Source organism: Mediterraneibacter hominis, assembly GCF_014287475.1.
Taxonomy (GTDB): domain Bacteria; phylum Bacillota; class Clostridia; order Lachnospirales; family Lachnospiraceae; genus Mediterraneibacter; species Mediterraneibacter hominis.
The window spans coordinates 1,831,927-1,851,030 of sequence record NZ_JACOPF010000001.1 but is presented as its reverse complement, the minus strand read 5'-3'; the positions used below and the strand labels follow the sequence as shown (position 1 = coordinate 1,851,030).

Below are 19,104 nucleotides of genomic sequence, written 5' to 3'. Positions count from 1 at the left end.
CTTAACACATCAGAAAATAAACTATAAGAAAGAGCGCGAAATGACAAATAATCTGGAATATGCTATATTAATTCCAGTAATTTGTAATGGATGAAAGTGCAGTGGTTTGCTTAAGGAGAGCCGCATGCCAGAGGACGGTTAAGAGAAGGTGGAAAAAGAATGATTCGTATTGCTGTAGTAGAGGATGAACAAAACTATATAAACCAGATTACGGAATATTTACGGCGTTATGAGAAAGAACAGAAGGAAGAATTGCAAATATCCGTTTACCGGGACGGGGATAGTATTACCGCAGAGTACAAGGCGCAGTTTGATATTATTTTTATGGATATTCAGATGAAATTTGTGGACGGAATGACAGCGGCAGAAGAGATACGAAAAAAAGATACAGAAGTAATTATTATTTTTATAACAAATATGACGCAGTATGCTATCCGGGGATATGAGGTAGATGCACTGGATTATGTGCTGAAGCCGGTGACATACTTCGCCTTTAGTCAGAAGTTGAAAAAAGCGGTTGCCAGAATAAAGAATCGTAAGCATAAGTATGTGATGATTTCCGTTAAGGGAGGTGTGTTTAGGGTGGATGTGGAAAATATCTACTATGTAGAAAGTCAGGGACATAACTTAATCTATCATACGGCAGGCGGAGAATATACAACGGCAGGGACGATGAAATCCGCAGAAGAAGAATTAGAAAATATGGGCTTTTATCGTGGAAATAAATGTTATCTGATCAATTTAGAGCATGTAGACGGGATAAAAGATAAGTGCGCTGTAGTGAAAGGAGAGAGTCTACAGATCAGCCGGCCGAGAATGAATGACTTTATGCAGGCGCTGACAAGGCACTGGGGGGAATTGAGATGAATGTGGCAGAAGTGGACATTGTGAGTACGATATTACCGGATATTCCTAGATTTTATACGGCTTTGGCAGAATGGCTTGCCTGCCTTTTGTGTATAGCGGAAGTAAAGAGAAGAGTAACGGGCTGGAAATTTATAGGTATATCTGTTGGAACACTGATTATACAGGTGCTTTTTTTGGAAGTGACGCAGGGAATGGAGAATTTCTTATGGCTTCTCTGCATGGGTGCGGCGGTCGGACTTATGTATGGATATATTTATCTTTGCTGCTGTGTCAGTGGAAGAGATGCAGGATATTATTGTGTCCGCGCGTTTGTAGCGGCAGAATTCGCGGCATCTCTGGAGTGGCAGACATATTGCTGGCTTTCACTTCGAATGGCAATGGATGGCCTTATATTTAGAATATTCTGGCTGGTGCTGATTTATAGTTTTGTATTTTGTATTGTCTGGCTGCTGTATAGAAAATCTGGTACAAAAGAAAAGCCATATCTGGTTACAAACAAAGAATTGACAGCGTACATTATTATTGGACTTGCAGTTTTTTCTATCAGCAATCTAGGATTTGTATCTGCAGATACGATTTTCGGCGGTCAGCAGAGTGCGGAAATTTTTAATGTACGGACGCTGGTAGACTTAGGGGGTATTGTAATTATGTATGCCTACCATGTACAGCGGATAGAGCTTCGTACACGACATGAGCTGGAGAGTGTGCAGAGTATTCTTTACAATCAATATATGCAGTATCAGCAGTCACAGGAGGCTATGGATCTTATCAATTATAAGTATCATGATCTAAAGCACCATATTATAGCGCTGCGCGCAGAGGAAAATGCACAGAAAAGAGAAGCATACCTGGATAAAATGGAAGAAGAAATCCAGAATTATGAAGCACAGAACCGGACAGGGAATAAAGTATTAGATACACTTTTGACATCGAAAAATCTTCTCTGTATGAAAAACGATATTTCTATGACTTGTGTGGTAGATGGAAAGTTGTTTGCGTTTATGGATGTTATGGATATATGTTCTATTTTTGGTAACGCCCTGGACAATGCGATTGAATGTGAGAAGCAGATACCGGAGAAAGAAAAAAGGCTGATTCATGTCAGTACATTTTTACAGAAAAGTTTTTTGATGATTCGTTTTGAAAATTATTATGAAGGGAGTTTAGAGCTCGAAGAAAGTCTTCCTGTAACGACTAAAAAAGAAAAAACATTTCATGGATATGGCTTAAAAAGTCTGCGCTATACGGTGCATAAATATAAGGGAGAAGTAGATATTCAATGCTGTGATAATTGGTTTAATCTGAAAATATTGATCCCTATGGATATGGATTTTTTGAAAAAATGAGGAAAGAAAATAAAGGAGAAAATGGCGTCAAAATAAGCATAATGCATAAAATTTGGCGCTGTTTTTGTATAAAATACACAATATGATATACAATTTAAGCAGAAAAATAACAGTTTATGCAAAATGGGGCACAAAAAGAAAAGAACTGATAGAATCAAAAACAAGCAGAAAGCGTGTGAATGAAAGCACGAAAATAAAGGCAGCCGGAAAAGTGAAAAACAAAAATGGACTGCCGAAGAGGAAAAGGAGAGAGAAAGATGGAAAAAAAGGTAAAAAAACCAAAGAAAACCAGTGTAGTGATAATAAGTATCCTGCTGGTAGTTCTGCTTGCTGTAAATGTCGCATGTGGTATGTTTTATAATGTTATCACACAGTTTTTTTCTAAGGCGAACATAGACGAAGAGGCCGTAGAAAAAACGGCACAGTCAGCGCGCAGTGTAGTAGAACAAATCGAAGAAGAAGGGATTGTCATGCTTCAAAATGAAAATGATACGCTGCCTCTTGACATGAATAGTGAAAAAGAAACGAATATAAATATCTTTGGGTGGTCTTCGATTAGTCCAGTGTATAGTGGAGTCGGTTCCGGTGCAGGAAATATGGATAATGCCGTTCCATTGTTTGAAGGATTAGAAAGTGCAGGAATACATGGGAATACAGAACTAAAACAATTTTATGAAGATAGTGGAATTTCCAGTAAAACAAATGATGCATACGGAAGCTTTAATACGGACTACACAAAACATCAGGTTGATGTTAGTGAATACAATGATGAACTTTTGCAGAATTCAAAAGAGTATTCGGACGTTGCATTAATATTTTTAAGCAGGATCGGCGGGGAAGGAGAGAAAGATTTACCGCTGGATATGAGTGAGTTAGGCGGAGCTGCTGATGAGCACTATCTGGAGCTTAGTGCAGAGGAAAAAGAATTGATCGATATGGTGGATAGTATGGACTTTGAAAAGGTGGTTCTTGTTATAAATTCCAGCTATCCAATGGAACTGGGCTTTCTGGGAGAAGGAAAGATAGATGCGACGCTCTGGATCGGAGGACCGGGAGAAACAGGAATGAATGCACTGGGAAGTGTGTTGGCAGGAGAAGTAAATCCATCCGGACGTACAGTAAATACCTATGCATATGATCTGACTTCTGCACCTGCTATGGAAAATTTCGGGAATTTTTATTACTCTGGAACAGAATTTGAAAGTGAGACATGGGCAGGAGAGCCGGCTACAGGGTATCAGGGATATGTGGATTATGCAGAAGGAATTTATGTAGGATATCGTTATTATGAGACACGCTGGGTAGACAACGAGACGGGAGAAGTAGACGAAGATGCTTACCGTGCGGCTGTACAGTATCCTTTTGGATATGGACTAAGCTATACTGAATTTGAACAGGAGATACAGGATTATTCGGTAGAAGACGGAGAGGTTAAAATAACTGCAAAAGTAACAAACATTGGAGACACAGCCGGAAAAGATGTGGTACAGGTATATACAACATCGCCGTATATAGTTGGAGGAATTGAAAAGGCACATGTTGTTTTAAGCGGATTCGGAAAAACTAAAATGTTGGAACCTGGCGGGTCAGAGAGCGTAGAAATTACATTTAACTTGGAGGATATTGCCTCATTTGATTATATAGACAAAGGATGCTATGTATTAGATGCAGGTGAATATGAATTTAAGTTGATGAAAAATGCACACGAAATAATAGATTCCCGTACATATACAATGGATGAGACAATTGTATATGATGAAAATAATAAAAGAAGCTCTGACGAAATTCCGGCAGTAACAAGATTTAAAGATGTAGAAGGGGATGTAAAAATTACGTATGTATCCAGAGCAGACTGGGAAGGAACATACCCGAAAGACGTACCGCACCAGCGTGAAGCTTCGCCGGAAATCGCTGCACAATGGACGGATTTTACGCCTACAGAGACCGAAGCAGAAGATATTGTAGTTAAAGATCACGGTCTGAAGCTGGCAGATTTAGTAGGAAAAGCGTATGATGATCCTATGTGGGATGAGCTGCTGGAACAGGTAACGGTAGAAGAAATGTCTAAGCTGATTGGCTGGGGTGGATTTGCAACACAGGTAGTAGAATCTGTAGAGAAGCCATATTCTGTTGACCTGGATGGGCCGGCAGGGATTAAGGCACTTGTAAATGAGACGGCATATGAAGGAGTTTCATATACAACGGGCGTTGTGCTTGCAAGTACATGGAATAAAGAACTTGCAGAAGATATGGGCGAATGTTTCGGCGCGGAAGCGGCTGCGTGGGGAATCAGCGGAATTTATGGCCCGTCTATGAATATACAAAGAACGGCATTTGGCGGAAGAAATTACGAATATTATTCAGAAGATCCTGTTATTTCAGGATATATGGCAGCGGGAATTGTAACCGGATTCAATACAAATAACGTTTACAATTATATTAAGCATTTTGCGATGTATAATCAGTGTACAAATGCAGTAGACGGCATAACAACATGGAGTAATGAACAGGCGATCCGGGAAATTTATTTGAAACCATTCGAAATCGCGGTAAAGAACACAGATGTACACGCGGTAATGTCATCTTATAATCGTATTGGAAATACATGGACTGGGGCAAGTAAGCCGCTTCTGACAGATGTATTAAGAGGTGAATGGGGCTTTGAAGGAATGGTGATTTCAGATTGGCCGTTTGATGATTCTTATATGAATGCGGAGCAAGGAATAAGGGCAGGTAATGATTTTATCCTTACGACAACTGGAAGAGATGTAAAAGATACAAGCAATGCAGGAAAACAGGCGATGCGTGAGGCAACACATCACATTCTGTATACAGTAGCAAATTCGAATGCAATGGAATTTAATTATTATGGCCCTACACCATACTGGCTCTATATACTGATAGCAGTAGACGTGATTGCTGTTGTGGGAGCAGGTGTATTTTACTGGAAATGGAGAAAGAACTGGAAGAATTTTAAAAAGAATGTTCATGTAGGAGAAAATGGAAAGTAAACAAAAAACGGTTATCGAGAAGATGACATTAAAGGAAAAGGCCGCTTTTTTAAGCGGGAAGAACGAATGGGAGACGAGAGATTTTCCTCACTTTGGAATACCTTCTTTGTTTTGTGCCGACGGACCTCATGGAGTCCGCCGGCAAGATGGGGAGGGAGATCATCTGGGGTTAAATCCGTCTGTGCCGGCCACTTGCTTTCCCACTGCGGCTACTGTCGCAAACAGTTGGGATGAATCACTGGGGGAAGAACTGGGCGAGGCACTTGGAAAGGAAGCTGCTGCCTTGCAGGTGGATATTCTTCTTGGGCCTGGCTTGAATGTGAAAAGGAGTCCTCTGTGCGGCAGAAATTTTGAATACTTTTCGGAGGATCCTTATCAGGCGGGAAAAATGGCAGCAGCCTATATACGTGGAATACAAAGCCAAGGTGTATACGCATGCCCTAAGCATTTCGCGGTAAATAATCAGGAATTACACAGAATGTCTGTGAATTCTGTTTTAGATGAGAGAACCTTAAGAGAAATCTATCTGACAGGGTTTGAGATTGCTGTCAAAGAAGGCAGAGCTAAGTCAATTATGACAAGCTATAATAAAATAAATGGCGTGTATGCAAACGAAAATTCATATCTGCTCAAAAAGATTCTTCGGGATGAGTGGGGATTTAACGGAATTGTAGTAACAGATTGGGGAGGCTCTAACGACCACGCAAAAGGGGTAAAGGCCGGCTCCAATCTGGAAATGCCTTTCCCGGGGCTGGATTCGGCGCGGCAGTTGGTTCAGGCAGTGGAAGAAAAGAAAGTATCTATGGAAGAAATAGATTTTTGTGTAGGGGGGCTTCTAAAAGCAGTAACAGAACTGTCTGGAAAGGAAGGCAGAAAAAAAGGTTTTGAGGCGGCACAACACCATGAATTGGCGAAGAAGGCGGCAAAGGAAAGTGCAGTACTTTTAAAAAATGAAGCGCACATTCTGCCGCTTCAAAAAAATACGTTGGTGGCTATAATCGGTGATTTTGCAGAGAATCCCAGATACCAGGGCGCAGGGTCATCTCTGGTCAATCCTACGTTTCTGGAAAATATCAAAACAGTAGTAAAGGATTATGAACTGGAGGTTTTGGGGTTTGCGAAAGGCTACAGACGGACAGGAAAAAAGGATGAAAAGCTGAAAGCGGAAGCTCTTGCACTGGCAGAAAAAGCTGACATTGTACTCTATTTCTTCGGGCTGGACGAAATAAGCGAGGTAGAAGGAAAAGACAGAGATCATATGAGACTTCGGCGGAACCAGACTGCATTATTAGAAGAACTTTGTAAAGTGAACTCTAATATTGTAGGCATATTAAGTGGAGGCTCCGCCATTGAGCTAGAATGGGAAGGCTGTTGTAAAGCGATTTTGCATGGATTTCTGGCGGGACAGGCAGGCGCGGGAGCTATACTGGATATTCTGACGGGCAGGACAAATCCGTCGGGAAAACTAAGTGAGACATACCCGATTCGCTGTGAAGATACTCCGGCTTATTTCTATTTCCCAGGCAAGGAATATTCGGCTGAGTATAGGGAAGGGCTCTATATAGGATACCGCTACTACGATACGGCAAAGATTCCGGTGTGCTATCCTTTTGGCTATGGACTGTCTTATACGACATTTTCCTATTCCGATTTACAGGTAAATACGACTGGAATTACATTTACAATTACAAACACAGGAAAATATGACGGGGCTGAAATCGCGCAGTTGTATGTCGGTCTGCCGGATAGTAAAATATTTCGCCCATTTAAAGAATTAAAAGGCTTTACAAAAGTATATTTAAGGGCAAACGAAAGTAAAAAGGCAGAGATACCATTTGATGACAAGACATTTCGATATTGGAATGTAAAAACGCAAAAGTGGGAAACAGAGGAAGGGATATACCGGATCATGGTAGGTGCCAATATAGAAGATATACGATTGGCAGGAGAATACAAAGTCCAGGGAACGACAGAGGAATATCCATATAAAAAAGAGGAGTTCCCTTCGTACTATGCTGGAAAGATACGTCATGTGGAGGATGCAGAATTTGAAAAGCTGTTAGGTTTTTCGCTTCCAGACAGCAGGTGGAAAAAAACGCTGGGCATCAATGATACTATTTCCCAGATGTACTATGCAAAGAGCATATGGGCGCGGCTGGTCTGGAAGTGTCTGGATCACAAAGAGAAAAGCAGCACAAAGAGAGGAAACCCCAATTTAAACATTCTGTTTGTTTATAATATTCCCTTTCGTGCTCTGGCGAAGATGACAGAGGGAATAGTCAGTATGGGTATGGCAGAAGGGCTTCTACAAATTGTAAATGGACATTTTTTTAAAGGCATAAAGAAAATAATTAGAGAATTTATAAAAAACCATAGGAAAAATAGGGAATATGAAGCATATTTAAAGGCTGCGGCAAAAGCACAGACAGGGGGCATAAAACTGGAAGAAGATGCCAAAAAATAGCAGAAAGTTGGGGAAGAAGCAAGTATGAGAGGAATATCAGGATGGTGGAAAGAGAAGTGGAAAGCGTTTGAAAGAAAATATCCTCGATTTTCAAAATGGCTGTATCAAATTTTCTGCTTTCTTGTGTTTAGCATGGGAGTGACGGTATTTCAATATCTGGTTTTTACCTTTATGCCGGGCATATTGGGGAAAGAACTGGCAGGAATAGAATTCATGTGGCCACAGATACCAGTGGATATCTGCAATGTAGAATTTACCTGGAGCCTTTTGGGATACAATATTCTTTACGACACGTCGGGGGCCGTTATGATCGGCGGGGGGCTTGGATATTTTATCAGTTATGAGACTGGTTCTTTCCTGGCACAGTGTATAAATTTTCCGTTACAGAGGAATATTACCTTTAAAAGTAAAGGAAATGTTTTTTACCAGGCGTTTTGGTATTTTTTTTCTTGGATTGTAATTTCGCTTATCTGTAATGGGTTTAATAATCTGTGGATGCCGGTTGCGGCTGTGTATGTATCGCCGGCAGTCTATAATATTTTAGTGACGGTGATTACCGGCGGCGTATCTATGGTGATTTTCTTCTTTGTATTTAAAATTATTTTTCCAGAGGGGAAAAAGAGATAAAAAGCATAAATAAAAAGAGGCTGCAGTTCTAGGGGAATTTCCCTAAAAGAGCTGCAGCTTCTTTTCACATAGGGAATAGCTCTGGCATATACTGTTTATATAATGTCTGAATGGAAGTGTGAAAGTATGAATCATAAACTGCCGTATTACATGGCATATCCCATGCCGTTTGCGTATGATGACGACAAGATTGAACAAAGAGACATGGACTATATGAAAAGTATGTACCCAGATATTCCCAAAAAAATTCTGCCTTACGTAGAAGAAGAATGTGATCGGCAAGAGTACGACAACAGTATGATATATGATGAATATCCGGATAAATTACAGCTGCGTATGATGTGCAGCCGCATTTATGAAAAAGTAATGAAAAATGAAAAACTATTTTACGGTACAGAATATGCTGAGATGGTTTCCAATGAGAGGCAAAAAGAACGTCCGCACCAGGGACCGCCAATGCCGCCTCCGAGGCCAGGACAAAACTGGCTGCGGGACATGGTAGAAGTGATGCTTTACCAGGAACTTTTCAGACGCCGTTGTGACAACCGCAGATGCAAGCGCAGATTTTACTAAACAAAAAAAATATGATATACTTACAATCAATGGTAAAATGCATATAAAAGGATGGAATACATATGAAGAGTAACCTTATCTTTATTGGAATGCCGGCGGTGGGAAAGAGTACGGTTGGCGTTGTGGTAGCGAAAAGGCTTGGCATGCAGTTTGTTGACACGGATTTATTGATACAGGAACAGGAAAAGAAACTGCTTCGTGAAATTATTGAGGAAGTAGGAGAAGAAGGCTTTTTAAAAATAGAAAATCAGGTCAATAAAAGTGTAAACGTGGAGAATTCGGTGATATCGCCGGGAGGAAGCGTTATCTACTGTGAGGAAGCCATGCAGCATTTTAAAGATATCGGTATTGTCGTATATTTACAGGCTTCTTATCAAACAATAAAAAGGAGGATACGAAACCCGAAAAAAAGAGGGGTCGTGCTGAGAGAGGGCCAAACACTGCGCAGTCTGTACAATGAGAGAGTAAAATATTTCGAAAAATATGCGGACATTGTAGTATGTGAGGACAGATGCAGGATTGAAGAAACAATCGAGAATGTCCTTGACAAGATTGCAAAATGTAAAAAATAGCCTGAAACGGTTACATTAGCAAAAATGATTTTACAAATGCCGTTTTTGTGGTATAATGTCACAGTGTATTATGAAATAAGACTGATAAGAGTTTACCTAAAGGGCATACCGTAATTTATTCCCTACGGGATAGCGGGCTTCGCTCGACAAGGTATAAGCAGATATAAAGAATAAAACGGGAAAATAGAATATACGACTATAATTTATAATATCGAATAATCGAGGTGCGAAATGGAGCAATATATTATCAAGGGCGGCAATCCGCTTGTTGGGGAAGTGGAGATAGGCGGCGCCAAGAACGCGGCTCTCGCGATTCTGGCCGCGGCGATTATGACGGATGAGACCGTTTTGATTGACAACCTGCCAGATGTAAATGACATCAATGTCATGCTGGAGGCAATCAGTGGAATTGGAGCGACAGTTCAGAGGATTGACAGGCACACAGTGAAGATCAACGGAAGTGCTATCGGCAATTTTAATATCGAATATGACTATATCAAAAAGATAAGAGCCTCCTATTATTTATTAGGGGCGCTGCTTGGAAAATATAAAAGAGCAGAGGTTGCACTTCCGGGAGGATGTAATATTGGAAGCCGGCCGATTGACCAGCACTTGAAAGGCTTTCGGGCATTGGGGGCGGATGTAGACATAGAGCATGGGAAGATTGTCGCGGATGCAGAACAGCTTCGAGGAACGCATTTATATTTCGATGTAGTTTCAGTGGGAGCTACGATCAACGTTATGATGACCGCTGCAATGGCAGATGGGATTACCATTATGGAAAATGTGGCAAAGGAACCTCATGTTGTAGATGTCGCGAACTTTTTAAACAGCATGGGTGCGAATATCCGCGGGGCAGGAACAGATGTTATTAAGATACGCGGAGTGAAGTCTTTGCATAAGTCAGAATATTCTATTATACCAGATCAGATCGAAGCAGGGACATTTATGTTTGCGGCGGCCTGTACAAAGGGTGACGTGACAGTATTGAATGTGATTCCTAAGCATTTGGATGCAACAATTTCAAAATTGATAGATATTGGATGCGAGGTAGAGGAATTTGACGACGCTGTACGTGTAGTGGCGACAAAAAGACTTAAGAGTACGCAGGTGAAAACACTGCCGTATCCAGGATACCCTACCGATATGCAGCCGCAGATTGGTGTGGCGCTGGCGTTAGCGGATGGAACCAGCACGATTACAGAAAGTATTTTTGAGAATCGTTTTAAATATCTGGATGAATTGGCGAGAATGGGTGCTGTTATTAAAGTAGAAGGAAATTCTGCGACAATAGAAGGTGTAGAAAAATTTTCGGGTGCAAGAGTAAGCGCACCGGATCTTAGAGCAGGGGCAGCTCTGTGCATTGCAGGACTTGCTACAGACGGTATTACAGTTATTGATGATATAGTTTATATCCAGAGAGGATATGAATGCTTTGAACAAAAATTGCAGAGCCTGGGCGGTATGATTGAGAAGGTGTCCAGTGAAAAAGAAATACAGAAATTTAAATTGAAAATAGGCTGAAAAGTTAATAAATAGCGGGTCTTACCCGATAAGGCAAATCATAAGCGTGCAGCATTAAACTGTGTAAATTCAGTATTATGCGGCACGTTTTATTGTATTTAGGAAGCTGCGTTCCCTATACGATAAAATCCTTCGCAAGACGCACACTGCGTGCAAGTGGGAACTGGCCGTTGATACAGCCGCACTTCGTCCGGCGGGCCGCGCGAAATGTCAGTCTATTACAGAGTATTGACTTTTATATACTGAAATGGGACAATCTATAACAAGGTATATAGACTAAAGAAAAATTTACGGGGAAAACAAATCGGAGGAAAAACATGAAGGGTGGAAGATACAACAGGCAGAGGCGCGAAGCAATGCGGCGAAGGAGAGCAAGGCAAGTCAGGAAACAGATAGCAGTGATAGGAGGAATTGCGATACTTCTTGTGCTGACGGTTGTTATTGTCAGTATAAATCTGTATAAGGATTCAAAAGAGAAAAAGCAGCGCGCCCTTGTAAAAGCGGCTGTGGAGGAATGCTATGCGGCGTTTGCGGCGTCAAAGGAGGAGGACGTTCCTGCAGCCGAAATAGAGAAAGAGCAGGCAGACTTTGCCAAGTGGTTTGTAAAGCATTATACAGACCAGACAGAGGGAGCGCTTTTGAAAAAAGCAGAAAAGGGAGAACTTACACAGAAAGATATATATGAAGCAACTGGAGAAACATTACAGGTGCTTACAGATAGGAAAAAGGGATGGCTTGATGATGAACAGACGGCGAAAGAACATCAGATTTACATAAGGGAAGGCAGAGAAAAAAAGCAGGCAGAAGTGACGATAGCTGGGGACATCTGTTTTGCGGAAGAAGGCTTTGTGCTGGATCATTATGATGAGACAGATGGGTTGGAAGAATGTATATCACCTGAAATTTTGGATATTACAAATCAGGCAGATGTATTTTACTTAAATCACGAATATTGTGTAAGTGAGAGAGGGACACCGCTTGAGGGAAAGCTCTATACATTTAGGGCAAAGCCGGAGCGCATGGAGCTTCTAAAGGAAATGGGGACAGACATAGTTTCGCTTGCGAATAATCACGTTTATGATTATGGGGAAGAAGCGCTTTTGGATACTTTGGATTATCTGGATGAAGATAATTTGCCTTATGTAGGCGGAGGGCGTAACAAAAAGGAAGCGGATCGTCCGGTTTACTTTATCGTAAATGGCATGAAGATTGGTTTCGTAGCGGCGACAAACGCGGAGATTGTATACTATACGCCTGCGGCAACAGAAAGCTCGCCGGGGGTATTAGAGGCATATGACACAACAGAGTATAACCAGATTATTAAAGAAACGGCAAAAGAGTGTGATTACCTGATTGCATATATTCACTGGGGGCCGGAAGATACAAATCAGTATGCAGAGTACCAGACAGAGCAGGGAAAAGAATTTCTGGCTTCAGGGGCGGATATTGTAGTCGGCGGGCATCCTCATGTATTGCAGGGGATTGAGTATGTGGATGGAAAGCCCATTATTTACAGTATGGGAGATTTTTGGTTCAATGATGAGACAAAATATACAGGGCTTTTAAAATTAGATATTACGTATGATGGTCTTGCGGGGATGTCCTTTGTGCCCTGCCTGCAGACAGGGTATACAACCCAGTACATAAGCGATAAGGCAGAACAGAGAGAAATGTACGATTTTCTGCAAGGCCTGTCACCAAATGCAGAAATAGATGATGAAGGAAGAATAACACAGAAAAATTGAGCTGGCACTGCGGAAAGTGACGAAAACGATCCGCGTAAGAGGGAGTATATTGCAACGTTCGTCAGGGCTTCGCCGGAATTCCTCACTTTTGCAACACACTCCCTCTTGCGCTTACACTTTTGTCAATTTCTGCAGTGCCATCTCAATTCCGCGTACGCTTCATTTCTCTATCGGCAGTTGCCGAATGAAAAGAAGCAGACAAACTTCTGTTTACATGCAAGCATGACACAGAGTTTGTCTGTTCTTTTCGCACTGCTTGTTGCTTCGTTAACTTTATATTTCTTTCATTTTATCTCCTAGTTTGGCAAGTGTATCTGTCCAGAGGCTATATATATGTAGGAGTTTTTCGTAATAAGTGCTGCGTGTTTCATCTGGAAGGGATAGTTCTTCTTGTTTGTGGATTGTGAGGATTTTATTATATCCCTGCCATAGTCCAACAGCGTTGGCGGCAAGCGCGGCAGCTCCTAAAGAGGCAGCGTCTTGATCGATATTTGTTTTCAGAACAGGCATATGATAGATATCAGCAAATATCTGGCGCCAGAGAGCACTTTTGCTTCCACCTCCACAAATTAACATTTCATTTTGTACATTTACTTGTTTCAATAGAATATCAAGTGCCTGCCTAAGAGCCATTGCTACACCTTCCATAGAGGCGCGTACCATATCCTCTCTTGTGTTTCCAAGAGTAAGCCCCATAAATCCACCGTTTAAATTAGGGCTAGGCTCTTGTGCACTACCTCCTGCCAGACTGGGATTAAAAAGTACACCATTTGCTCCCGGAGGTACAGACGCAGCCATTTGATTCATAATATCATAGGCGGCTACATCATTTTTTAAGTCGCGGCAAAGATTATCTCGTATCCATCGAAAAGAATTTCCAGCTGAGAAGATAGATACAGCAGAAGTATAATACCCTTTTTTCGCATGTGCGAATACGAAAGGCCTGGTTGAGACATCGATGACAGGTGTTTGAGAGGTAACGGCTATCCAACTGGAAGAACCAAGAGAAGTATAGATAACACCTTCTTCCATTCCACGAGCACCCAAGGCCATGCAAGTATTGTCTACTCCACCACATGCTACAGGAGTTCCTTTTGCAAGCCCGCTTTCCAAAGCTGCCTCAGAAGTAACATAGCCGATAATAGAATCAGATGGAAGTATTTCTGGAAAAATGTCCTGAGAAATACCTGCCGCTTTGAAAAAATCTGGTTCATATTCCCATTTTTTTAAATTAAATACTCCGAAACCAGAGGCATAAGACGGATCTGTACAGATACGTCCGGTAAGGCGGTAGTTTACATAGTCTTTGGAGCCGAGTATTTTAGATATCTCTGCAAAAATGGCAGGTTGATGTTCCTTCATCCACATAAGCTTTAAAATAGTATAACATTCCTCTGGATCTCCGTTACCTGTGGCAGAATACCATTTGTCGTACGGAAGATCATGAAAGAATTTTTGGATTTGGTCATCTGCACGCATATCACACCAGATTGGGACCTGTTTCAATAAAAGCTTTCCATCTTTATCCAGAGGGACAGCAACAAGACTGTGGCCTGATAAGGATACGCAGGCAATTTCTTCCGGCAGGCATTGACTATGTGCGAGAAGTTTTTTTGTCGCGGCGCATACATTGGTCCACCAATCTATAGGACGTTGTTCGCAGAACTTTTCTTTAGGAAAATAGGTTTCATATTGGTTGAATATTTCAGCATGTGAGATTCCTTCAGCATCAAAGAGAGATGCCTTGATCCCTCCAGTTCCTAAATCATATGCAATCAACTTATCTTTTTTCATAAATAAAATTCCTTTCTTCGTGATTATAATTGCTTGTATAAAGCTTCACTGGAAAGGTAGTCTGTAGAATAATTTCCAATCTGTTTTCCATCTTTAAAAAGGACGATTCGGCTGCACATTCCGATAAGCTCGGAAATATCGGAAGACAGAATTAATATAGATGCGTCCTTTAATGCAAGAGCATTTAAAATATTGTATAATTCCAATCTGCTTATGGAATCCAGATTTTTAGTTGGTTCATCATATATATACAATTTGGACTCGTTAAAAAGAGACCGGGCAATCAATAGTTTTTGTTTGTTACCAGAGCTTAAAAAACGTGTCGGAGTATGTACGGTGGCATTGTGAATACCAAGTCGTGTAATATAGCTTTTGGCATAACGCTTTTCTTTAGATGCAGAAACGAAATACTTTTTACGTGCCTTACGAAAATTAGAGGCTGTAATATTGAAAGGAATTCCTTGCGTAAGGAATAAAACCTCATCACTACTTTTCTCGGGTAACAGCCCGACATCCTTTAGATGTTTCACTATATAAGTTGACAGTGCTTTTCTCTGGGGTTTTGTAAGCCCGGTAATTCCAATAATTTCTCTTTCGTGTAGAGTGAAACAAATATTGGTGAGGGGGCAATCTGTACCTTCCACTTTAAGAAGTGTTTTGCCCTTAGAAAGAACAAGCCTGGGATAGCGGAAGTTCATATTTAAGTTTGTTATATGTGTAATAAATTCTTCCGATTCGAATTGATTCTTTGTAAAATTGGCTGTAATAGTTCCATCTGTAATAATAGAAACCTGGTCGCAATACCTTCGTATCTCCGAATAATTGTGTGTAATTAAGAGAATAGCTGTATTCTGCTCCTTTAAATTCATAAGAATATCAAAAATACGTGTTGTTTGTGTGTAATTCAAAAATGTAGAAAATTCATCTAAAATTAGCACTTTGGGATGGCAGATTAAAATACGCAGCAGTTGCAGAAGACGTAAATCTGCTTCTTCTAGTTCCCCTGCTCTTTGCCATAAATGAAAATGCAGATGATACATATCTAAAATTTTTTGACAACATTGTTCCATCTCTTTTTTAGATGGGGTGAATATGCGCTTTCCCCATATCAATTCTTCATTGCCGCAAATGAGATTATCACGCACGGAAAGTTCAGGGAAAATATGAACCTCCTGTGTGAGCATATATATACCATTTTTCTGAGCAGAAAGAGGACACGTGATGTTCAATTCGCGGTCGTCTAAGAATATCTGTCCGGATGTTTTGGGCCGTAAACCGGCGAGAACCTGGGCAAAGACAGTTTTACCTTCTCCATTATTGCCTATAATTCCATGTATTTCTCCGGAACATGCCGAAAAATGGATACCATCAATTAAAGTACGATCTGCCACCATTGTTAAATTTCGGGTACATAGAGTAAAATCTGTCATAGAATCCACCACTTTACTTTTTATAGCTTCCAGTTTTCTAAGTTATAGGAAGTATATACACCTATCTGATGTTCGAGATAATAGTTTTTATATTCGGCTGTGATAGTATCATTTGTAATAATAATATCAGGAAAATCTAAATCTCCGATTTTGCGGAAAGCGCGTTTTCCAAATTTAGAACAATCTATTCCGAAGATAATTTCTTTACATTTTGGAGTAATTGTACGAATTAACTCCTGGACAGATAAGTCCGAAAGTGTGTATCCCGCATCAAAGTCTACTCCATCCACAGAAAAAAAACATTTGTCCAGATAAATATTATGGAGTTCAGCAGAAATATCATCTGGATAAGAATAAAATCCGTTAGTGACAAGATGGCCGCCTAAAAATAGACACTGTATATTTGGAACTGCACTTAAAACTCCTGCTACCCAAAAATTATTTGTTAATACATTGATATTATTACGAGTGAGGAGTGCTTTTGCTATATAGTAAGAAGTTGTACCAGGACCTAAGAATATCCATTCACGTTCCTGAATGAGTCTGGAAGCTATTTCGCCGATTTCTTCTTTATCCTTATCATATACTGGCGCTGCTCCGGTAAAAGTCAGGGTGTTGTTTTCTTCTTCTTGTGCCGCGTTTAAGGTAGCGCCGCCATGGAAACGTGTCAGAAATCCTTCTTTTTCTAACTCCTCTAAATCATTTCGAATAGTTGCATCTGTAACTTCTAAAAGACTACTGAGAGTAGAAACGTCAATTTGCTTACAGTCAGCCAGAATTTCTTTGATTTTCCGGAGCCGTTCTATTTTAAACATGAAGGTGCCTCCATTTCGAGTATTTATAGTTACATAAATTATAATATCACAGGAAGTCGAAAATAACAATATACAAATGAAAAGAAACAAAAATGAATATGGAAAATATGAACAAAAATAGTCTGAAAGAAAAATAAATAAGACATATTTTTGAAATTAAACAAAAATAAAAGAAAATAAATAAAAATAAATGAAAAAATATTATAGACAAATACAAAAAACCATGATATATTATTATCAAAATAAAAAACGAGCTCGGAAAAAAGGTAGTCTGTAATAAAAAAGAATGAAAGGAAAAGAAAAAGTTATGAAAAAAAGGAAATTAATCTCTATGGGTTTAACGGTCTGTATGTTAGCAGGACTTATTGTCAGCGGGTGTGGAAAGAGCGAAGGTGAAGAAAAGGGAAAAGAAGGAGACTCTGAAGGAAAATATAAGATTGGTTTTGCAAATGCATCTATATCAAACAGTTGGCGTGTAAAAATGCGGGATATGTTAATGGAAGAAGCGGATAAACTTGGAGTAGAGATTGTAGAAACAGATGCAAATGACGATGCGAATACCCAAAACAGTAATATCGAGGCGATGCTGCAGCAGGACTTAGATGCAATTTTGATTACTCCATGTGTAGAGGATGCGGTAAATCCAGGAATTGAAGCAGCTTATGAAAGTGGAATTCCGGTAATACTTTTTGACCGTACCTGTACAACAGAAGATTATACACATTTTGTGGGATACTCAGATGAGAAGAATGGAGCGGCATGTGCACAGATGTTAGTGGATGCTTTGGAAGAAAAGAATGGAGAGGCGAAAGGGAAAATCATTGCGCTGGACACAATTGCGGGATCGAGTACAGACAATAATCAGAAAAAGGGACAGGATTCAGTATTTTCGCAGTATCCAGATATAGAGATTATAGAAAGACAGTATACCGATTTTGAAGCCAGCAAAGCAAAGACATTTATGGAAGACTGCTTAAGTAAATACGGTGAAGGAGAAATAGATGGAATTATTTCGCAGGATGGGGCTGTAACACTTGCGGCAGTAGATGCGATTGAAGAAGCCGGAAGAATGGAGGAAGGAATTCTGATTGTCAATGCAGACGGCATTAATGGAATCGCTAAGATGGTAAAAGAAGGAACCTGCGTAGGATTTACACAGTTCCCGTGTGCGGCAAGCGTGGACGCACTACATATGGCAATTGATACAATAGAAGGAAATGATCCGGAAGAAAAGGATATTATGATGGATTCAATCATTGTTACACCGGACAACGTAGACGAATATTTAATTCCAGATGGAGATGACTATGATTGGACTTACTAAGAGTTAAATCGGGAGGGCTTATAAATGAAAGTAGGATTTTGTGTTGTCAATTATTCAGAAAAACCTGTAGAAGAAGTAGTAAAATTAGCGGCCGCTAATGGATATGAAGCAGTAGAGCTTCCGGCATATAATGAGAACGGACAGATAGACGTAGATGAAATGCTGAAGGGAAATAATGCAAAAAATTTGAAAAAAATGGTGGAAAGTCACGGTATGACTATCGCCTCTTTGTCTAACCATCCAGATTCTGCGTTGATTATGGGGCCTTACAGCAAAGGAATGGATACGATCTGTGCAGGAACCAAAGAAGAAAAAATTAAATTTGGGACAGAGAGCATGATTAAAAGTGCACAGCTTGCGAATGTGTTAGAGGTGCCGGCGGTAGTCGCATTTTCCGGTATGGAAAATTATGGACATATTAATGATTGGCCAGAGCCAGATGGCTGGAAGGATGAGGAAGAACAATTTGCCGAAAAATGGGGCTATGTGTTTGACAAGTATAAAGAATATGGGGTAAAAGTGGCGTTTGAGCCACACCCCAATAATATTGTATATGATACGCAGTCTACTCTTAGATTACTGGAGGTAGTAGACTATCACGAAGCATTTGGGATTAACCTAGATCCGGCAAATATTTTATTCTCCGGTATCGATCCGCAGCGGTTTGTATATGAATTGGCAGACAGAATTGTGCTGGTACATGCAAAAGACTGTGAAATTATTCAACACCAGCTTGCCAAAGGTGGTCTGAATATGTATATGCAGGACAGATGGGGAAGAAAGGATCGCTCCTTCCGTTTCAGAATACCCGGCTGGGGAGATGTAAACTGGAAAGGCCTAATCAGTGAACTGTATTTAAATGGATATGACGGAGTATTTAATTATGAACATGAAGATGTTATTATGAGCCGTGCAGACGGAGTGAAGAAAACGATTGATTATTTGAAACCGCTTATGATCAGTGCGCCATATGAGGGCAGAAGTGACAAATTATTTACGAAATAATCGGGAG

The 19,104-nt window shown here is 40.4% G+C and carries 14 protein-coding genes; 11 read left to right on the top strand and 3 right to left on the bottom strand.

The window, feature by feature from the left end:
• Positions 1-159: 159 nt before the first annotated feature.
• From H8S37_RS08990 to H8S37_RS08950, 9 genes are all read left to right on the top strand, one after another.
• Positions 160-867, top strand: a complete 708-nt coding sequence (locus H8S37_RS08990; RefSeq protein WP_186875632.1) for a LytR/AlgR family response regulator transcription factor — start codon at positions 160-162, stop codon at positions 865-867.
• Positions 864-2,213: an ATP-binding protein gene (locus H8S37_RS08985; RefSeq protein WP_186875631.1), complete on the top strand. Its 1,350-nt coding sequence runs from the start codon at positions 864-866 to the stop codon at positions 2,211-2,213. The genes H8S37_RS08990 and H8S37_RS08985 overlap by 4 nt, the downstream gene beginning before the upstream one ends.
• A 257-nt stretch (positions 2,214-2,470) precedes the next feature.
• A complete protein-coding gene (locus H8S37_RS08980) occupies positions 2,471-5,224 on the top strand; it encodes a glycoside hydrolase family 3 protein (protein WP_186875630.1) in 2,754 nt (917 codons plus the stop codon).
• Positions 5,214-7,688: a glycoside hydrolase family 3 C-terminal domain-containing protein gene (locus tag H8S37_RS08975; RefSeq protein ID WP_186875629.1), complete on the top strand. Its 2,475-nt coding sequence runs from the start codon at positions 5,214-5,216 to the stop codon at positions 7,686-7,688. The genes H8S37_RS08980 and H8S37_RS08975 overlap by 11 nt, the downstream gene beginning before the upstream one ends.
• Before the next feature lie 24 nt (positions 7,689-7,712).
• Positions 7,713-8,315, top strand: coding sequence for a hypothetical protein (locus tag H8S37_RS08970; protein WP_186875628.1), 603 nt, complete (start codon positions 7,713-7,715; stop codon positions 8,313-8,315).
• A 126-nt stretch (positions 8,316-8,441) separates the two neighbouring features.
• Positions 8,442-8,888, top strand: coding sequence for a hypothetical protein (locus tag H8S37_RS08965; RefSeq protein ID WP_186875627.1), 447 nt, complete (start codon positions 8,442-8,444; stop codon positions 8,886-8,888).
• Positions 8,889-8,950: 62 nt separating this feature from the next.
• Positions 8,951-9,460: a shikimate kinase gene (locus H8S37_RS08960; protein ID WP_186875626.1), complete on the top strand. Its 510-nt coding sequence runs from the start codon at positions 8,951-8,953 to the stop codon at positions 9,458-9,460.
• Positions 9,461-9,691: 231 nt separating this feature from the next.
• Positions 9,692-10,984, top strand: coding sequence for a UDP-N-acetylglucosamine 1-carboxyvinyltransferase (locus H8S37_RS08955; RefSeq protein WP_186875625.1), 1,293 nt, complete (start codon positions 9,692-9,694; stop codon positions 10,982-10,984).
• A gap of 317 nt (positions 10,985-11,301) precedes the next feature.
• On the top strand, positions 11,302-12,729 hold the full coding sequence (locus H8S37_RS08950; RefSeq protein ID WP_243207098.1) for a CapA family protein: 1,428 nt from the start codon (positions 11,302-11,304) through the stop codon (positions 12,727-12,729).
• Positions 12,730-13,002: 273 nt separating this feature from the next.
• Here H8S37_RS08950 and H8S37_RS08945 read toward each other — a convergent pair whose 3' ends face one another.
• Genes H8S37_RS08945 through H8S37_RS08935 form a run of 3 tightly spaced genes read right to left on the bottom strand, consistent with a single transcriptional unit; the run spans position 13,003 to position 16,768 of the window.
• Positions 13,003-14,523 carry a xylulokinase gene (locus H8S37_RS08945; protein WP_186875624.1) on the bottom strand — a complete coding sequence of 507 codons (1,521 nt, stop codon included), beginning with the start codon at positions 14,521-14,523 and terminating at the stop codon, positions 13,003-13,005.
• 23 nt (positions 14,524-14,546) lie between these two features.
• Positions 14,547-15,953 carry an ATP-binding cassette domain-containing protein gene (locus H8S37_RS08940; RefSeq protein ID WP_186875623.1) on the bottom strand — a complete coding sequence of 469 codons (1,407 nt, stop codon included), beginning with the start codon at positions 15,951-15,953 and terminating at the stop codon, positions 14,547-14,549.
• Between the two features lie 20 nt (positions 15,954-15,973).
• Positions 15,974-16,768: a DeoR/GlpR family DNA-binding transcription regulator gene (locus H8S37_RS08935; protein WP_186875622.1), complete on the bottom strand. Its 795-nt coding sequence runs from the start codon at positions 16,766-16,768 to the stop codon at positions 15,974-15,976.
• A gap of 307 nt (positions 16,769-17,075) precedes the next feature.
• Here H8S37_RS08935 and H8S37_RS08930 point away from each other — a divergent pair, with 307 nt between their 5' ends.
• On the top strand, positions 17,076-18,092 hold the full coding sequence (locus tag H8S37_RS08930; protein ID WP_186875621.1) for a substrate-binding domain-containing protein: 1,017 nt from the start codon (positions 17,076-17,078) through the stop codon (positions 18,090-18,092).
• Between the two features lie 24 nt (positions 18,093-18,116).
• The gene (locus tag H8S37_RS08925; RefSeq protein ID WP_186875620.1) at positions 18,117-19,097 is read left to right on the top strand and encodes a sugar phosphate isomerase/epimerase family protein; all 981 of its coding nucleotides are present in this window, start codon (positions 18,117-18,119) and stop codon (positions 19,095-19,097) included.
• Positions 19,098-19,104 lie beyond the last annotated feature (7 nt).

Excerpts from the sequence above, each read along its gene's own strand:
- H8S37_RS08990 (WP_186875632.1), top strand. The coding sequence starts at position 160 with ATGATTCGTATTGCTGTAGTAGAGGATGAACAAAACTATATAAACCAG.
- H8S37_RS08945 (WP_186875624.1), bottom strand. The coding sequence starts at position 14,523 with ATGAAAAAAGATAAGTTGATTGCATATGATTTAGGAACTGGAGGGATC.
- H8S37_RS08960 (WP_186875626.1), top strand. The coding sequence starts at position 8,951 with ATGAAGAGTAACCTTATCTTTATTGGAATGCCGGCGGTGGGAAAGAGT.
- H8S37_RS08965 (WP_186875627.1), top strand. The coding sequence starts at position 8,442 with ATGAATCATAAACTGCCGTATTACATGGCATATCCCATGCCGTTTGCG.
- H8S37_RS08940 (WP_186875623.1), bottom strand. The coding sequence starts at position 15,953 with ATGACAGATTTTACTCTATGTACCCGAAATTTAACAATGGTGGCAGAT.
- H8S37_RS08935 (WP_186875622.1), bottom strand. The coding sequence starts at position 16,768 with ATGTTTAAAATAGAACGGCTCCGGAAAATCAAAGAAATTCTGGCTGAC.
- H8S37_RS08970 (WP_186875628.1), top strand. The coding sequence starts at position 7,713 with ATGAGAGGAATATCAGGATGGTGGAAAGAGAAGTGGAAAGCGTTTGAA.
- H8S37_RS08955 (WP_186875625.1), top strand. The coding sequence starts at position 9,692 with ATGGAGCAATATATTATCAAGGGCGGCAATCCGCTTGTTGGGGAAGTG.
- H8S37_RS08925 (WP_186875620.1), top strand. The coding sequence starts at position 18,117 with ATGAAAGTAGGATTTTGTGTTGTCAATTATTCAGAAAAACCTGTAGAA.
- H8S37_RS08980 (WP_186875630.1), top strand. The coding sequence starts at position 2,471 with ATGGAAAAAAAGGTAAAAAAACCAAAGAAAACCAGTGTAGTGATAATA.
- H8S37_RS08950 (WP_243207098.1), top strand. The coding sequence starts at position 11,302 with ATGAAGGGTGGAAGATACAACAGGCAGAGGCGCGAAGCAATGCGGCGA.
- H8S37_RS08985 (WP_186875631.1), top strand. The coding sequence starts at position 864 with ATGAATGTGGCAGAAGTGGACATTGTGAGTACGATATTACCGGATATT.
- H8S37_RS08930 (WP_186875621.1), top strand. The coding sequence starts at position 17,076 with ATGAAAAAAAGGAAATTAATCTCTATGGGTTTAACGGTCTGTATGTTA.
- H8S37_RS08975 (WP_186875629.1), top strand. The coding sequence starts at position 5,214 with ATGGAAAGTAAACAAAAAACGGTTATCGAGAAGATGACATTAAAGGAA.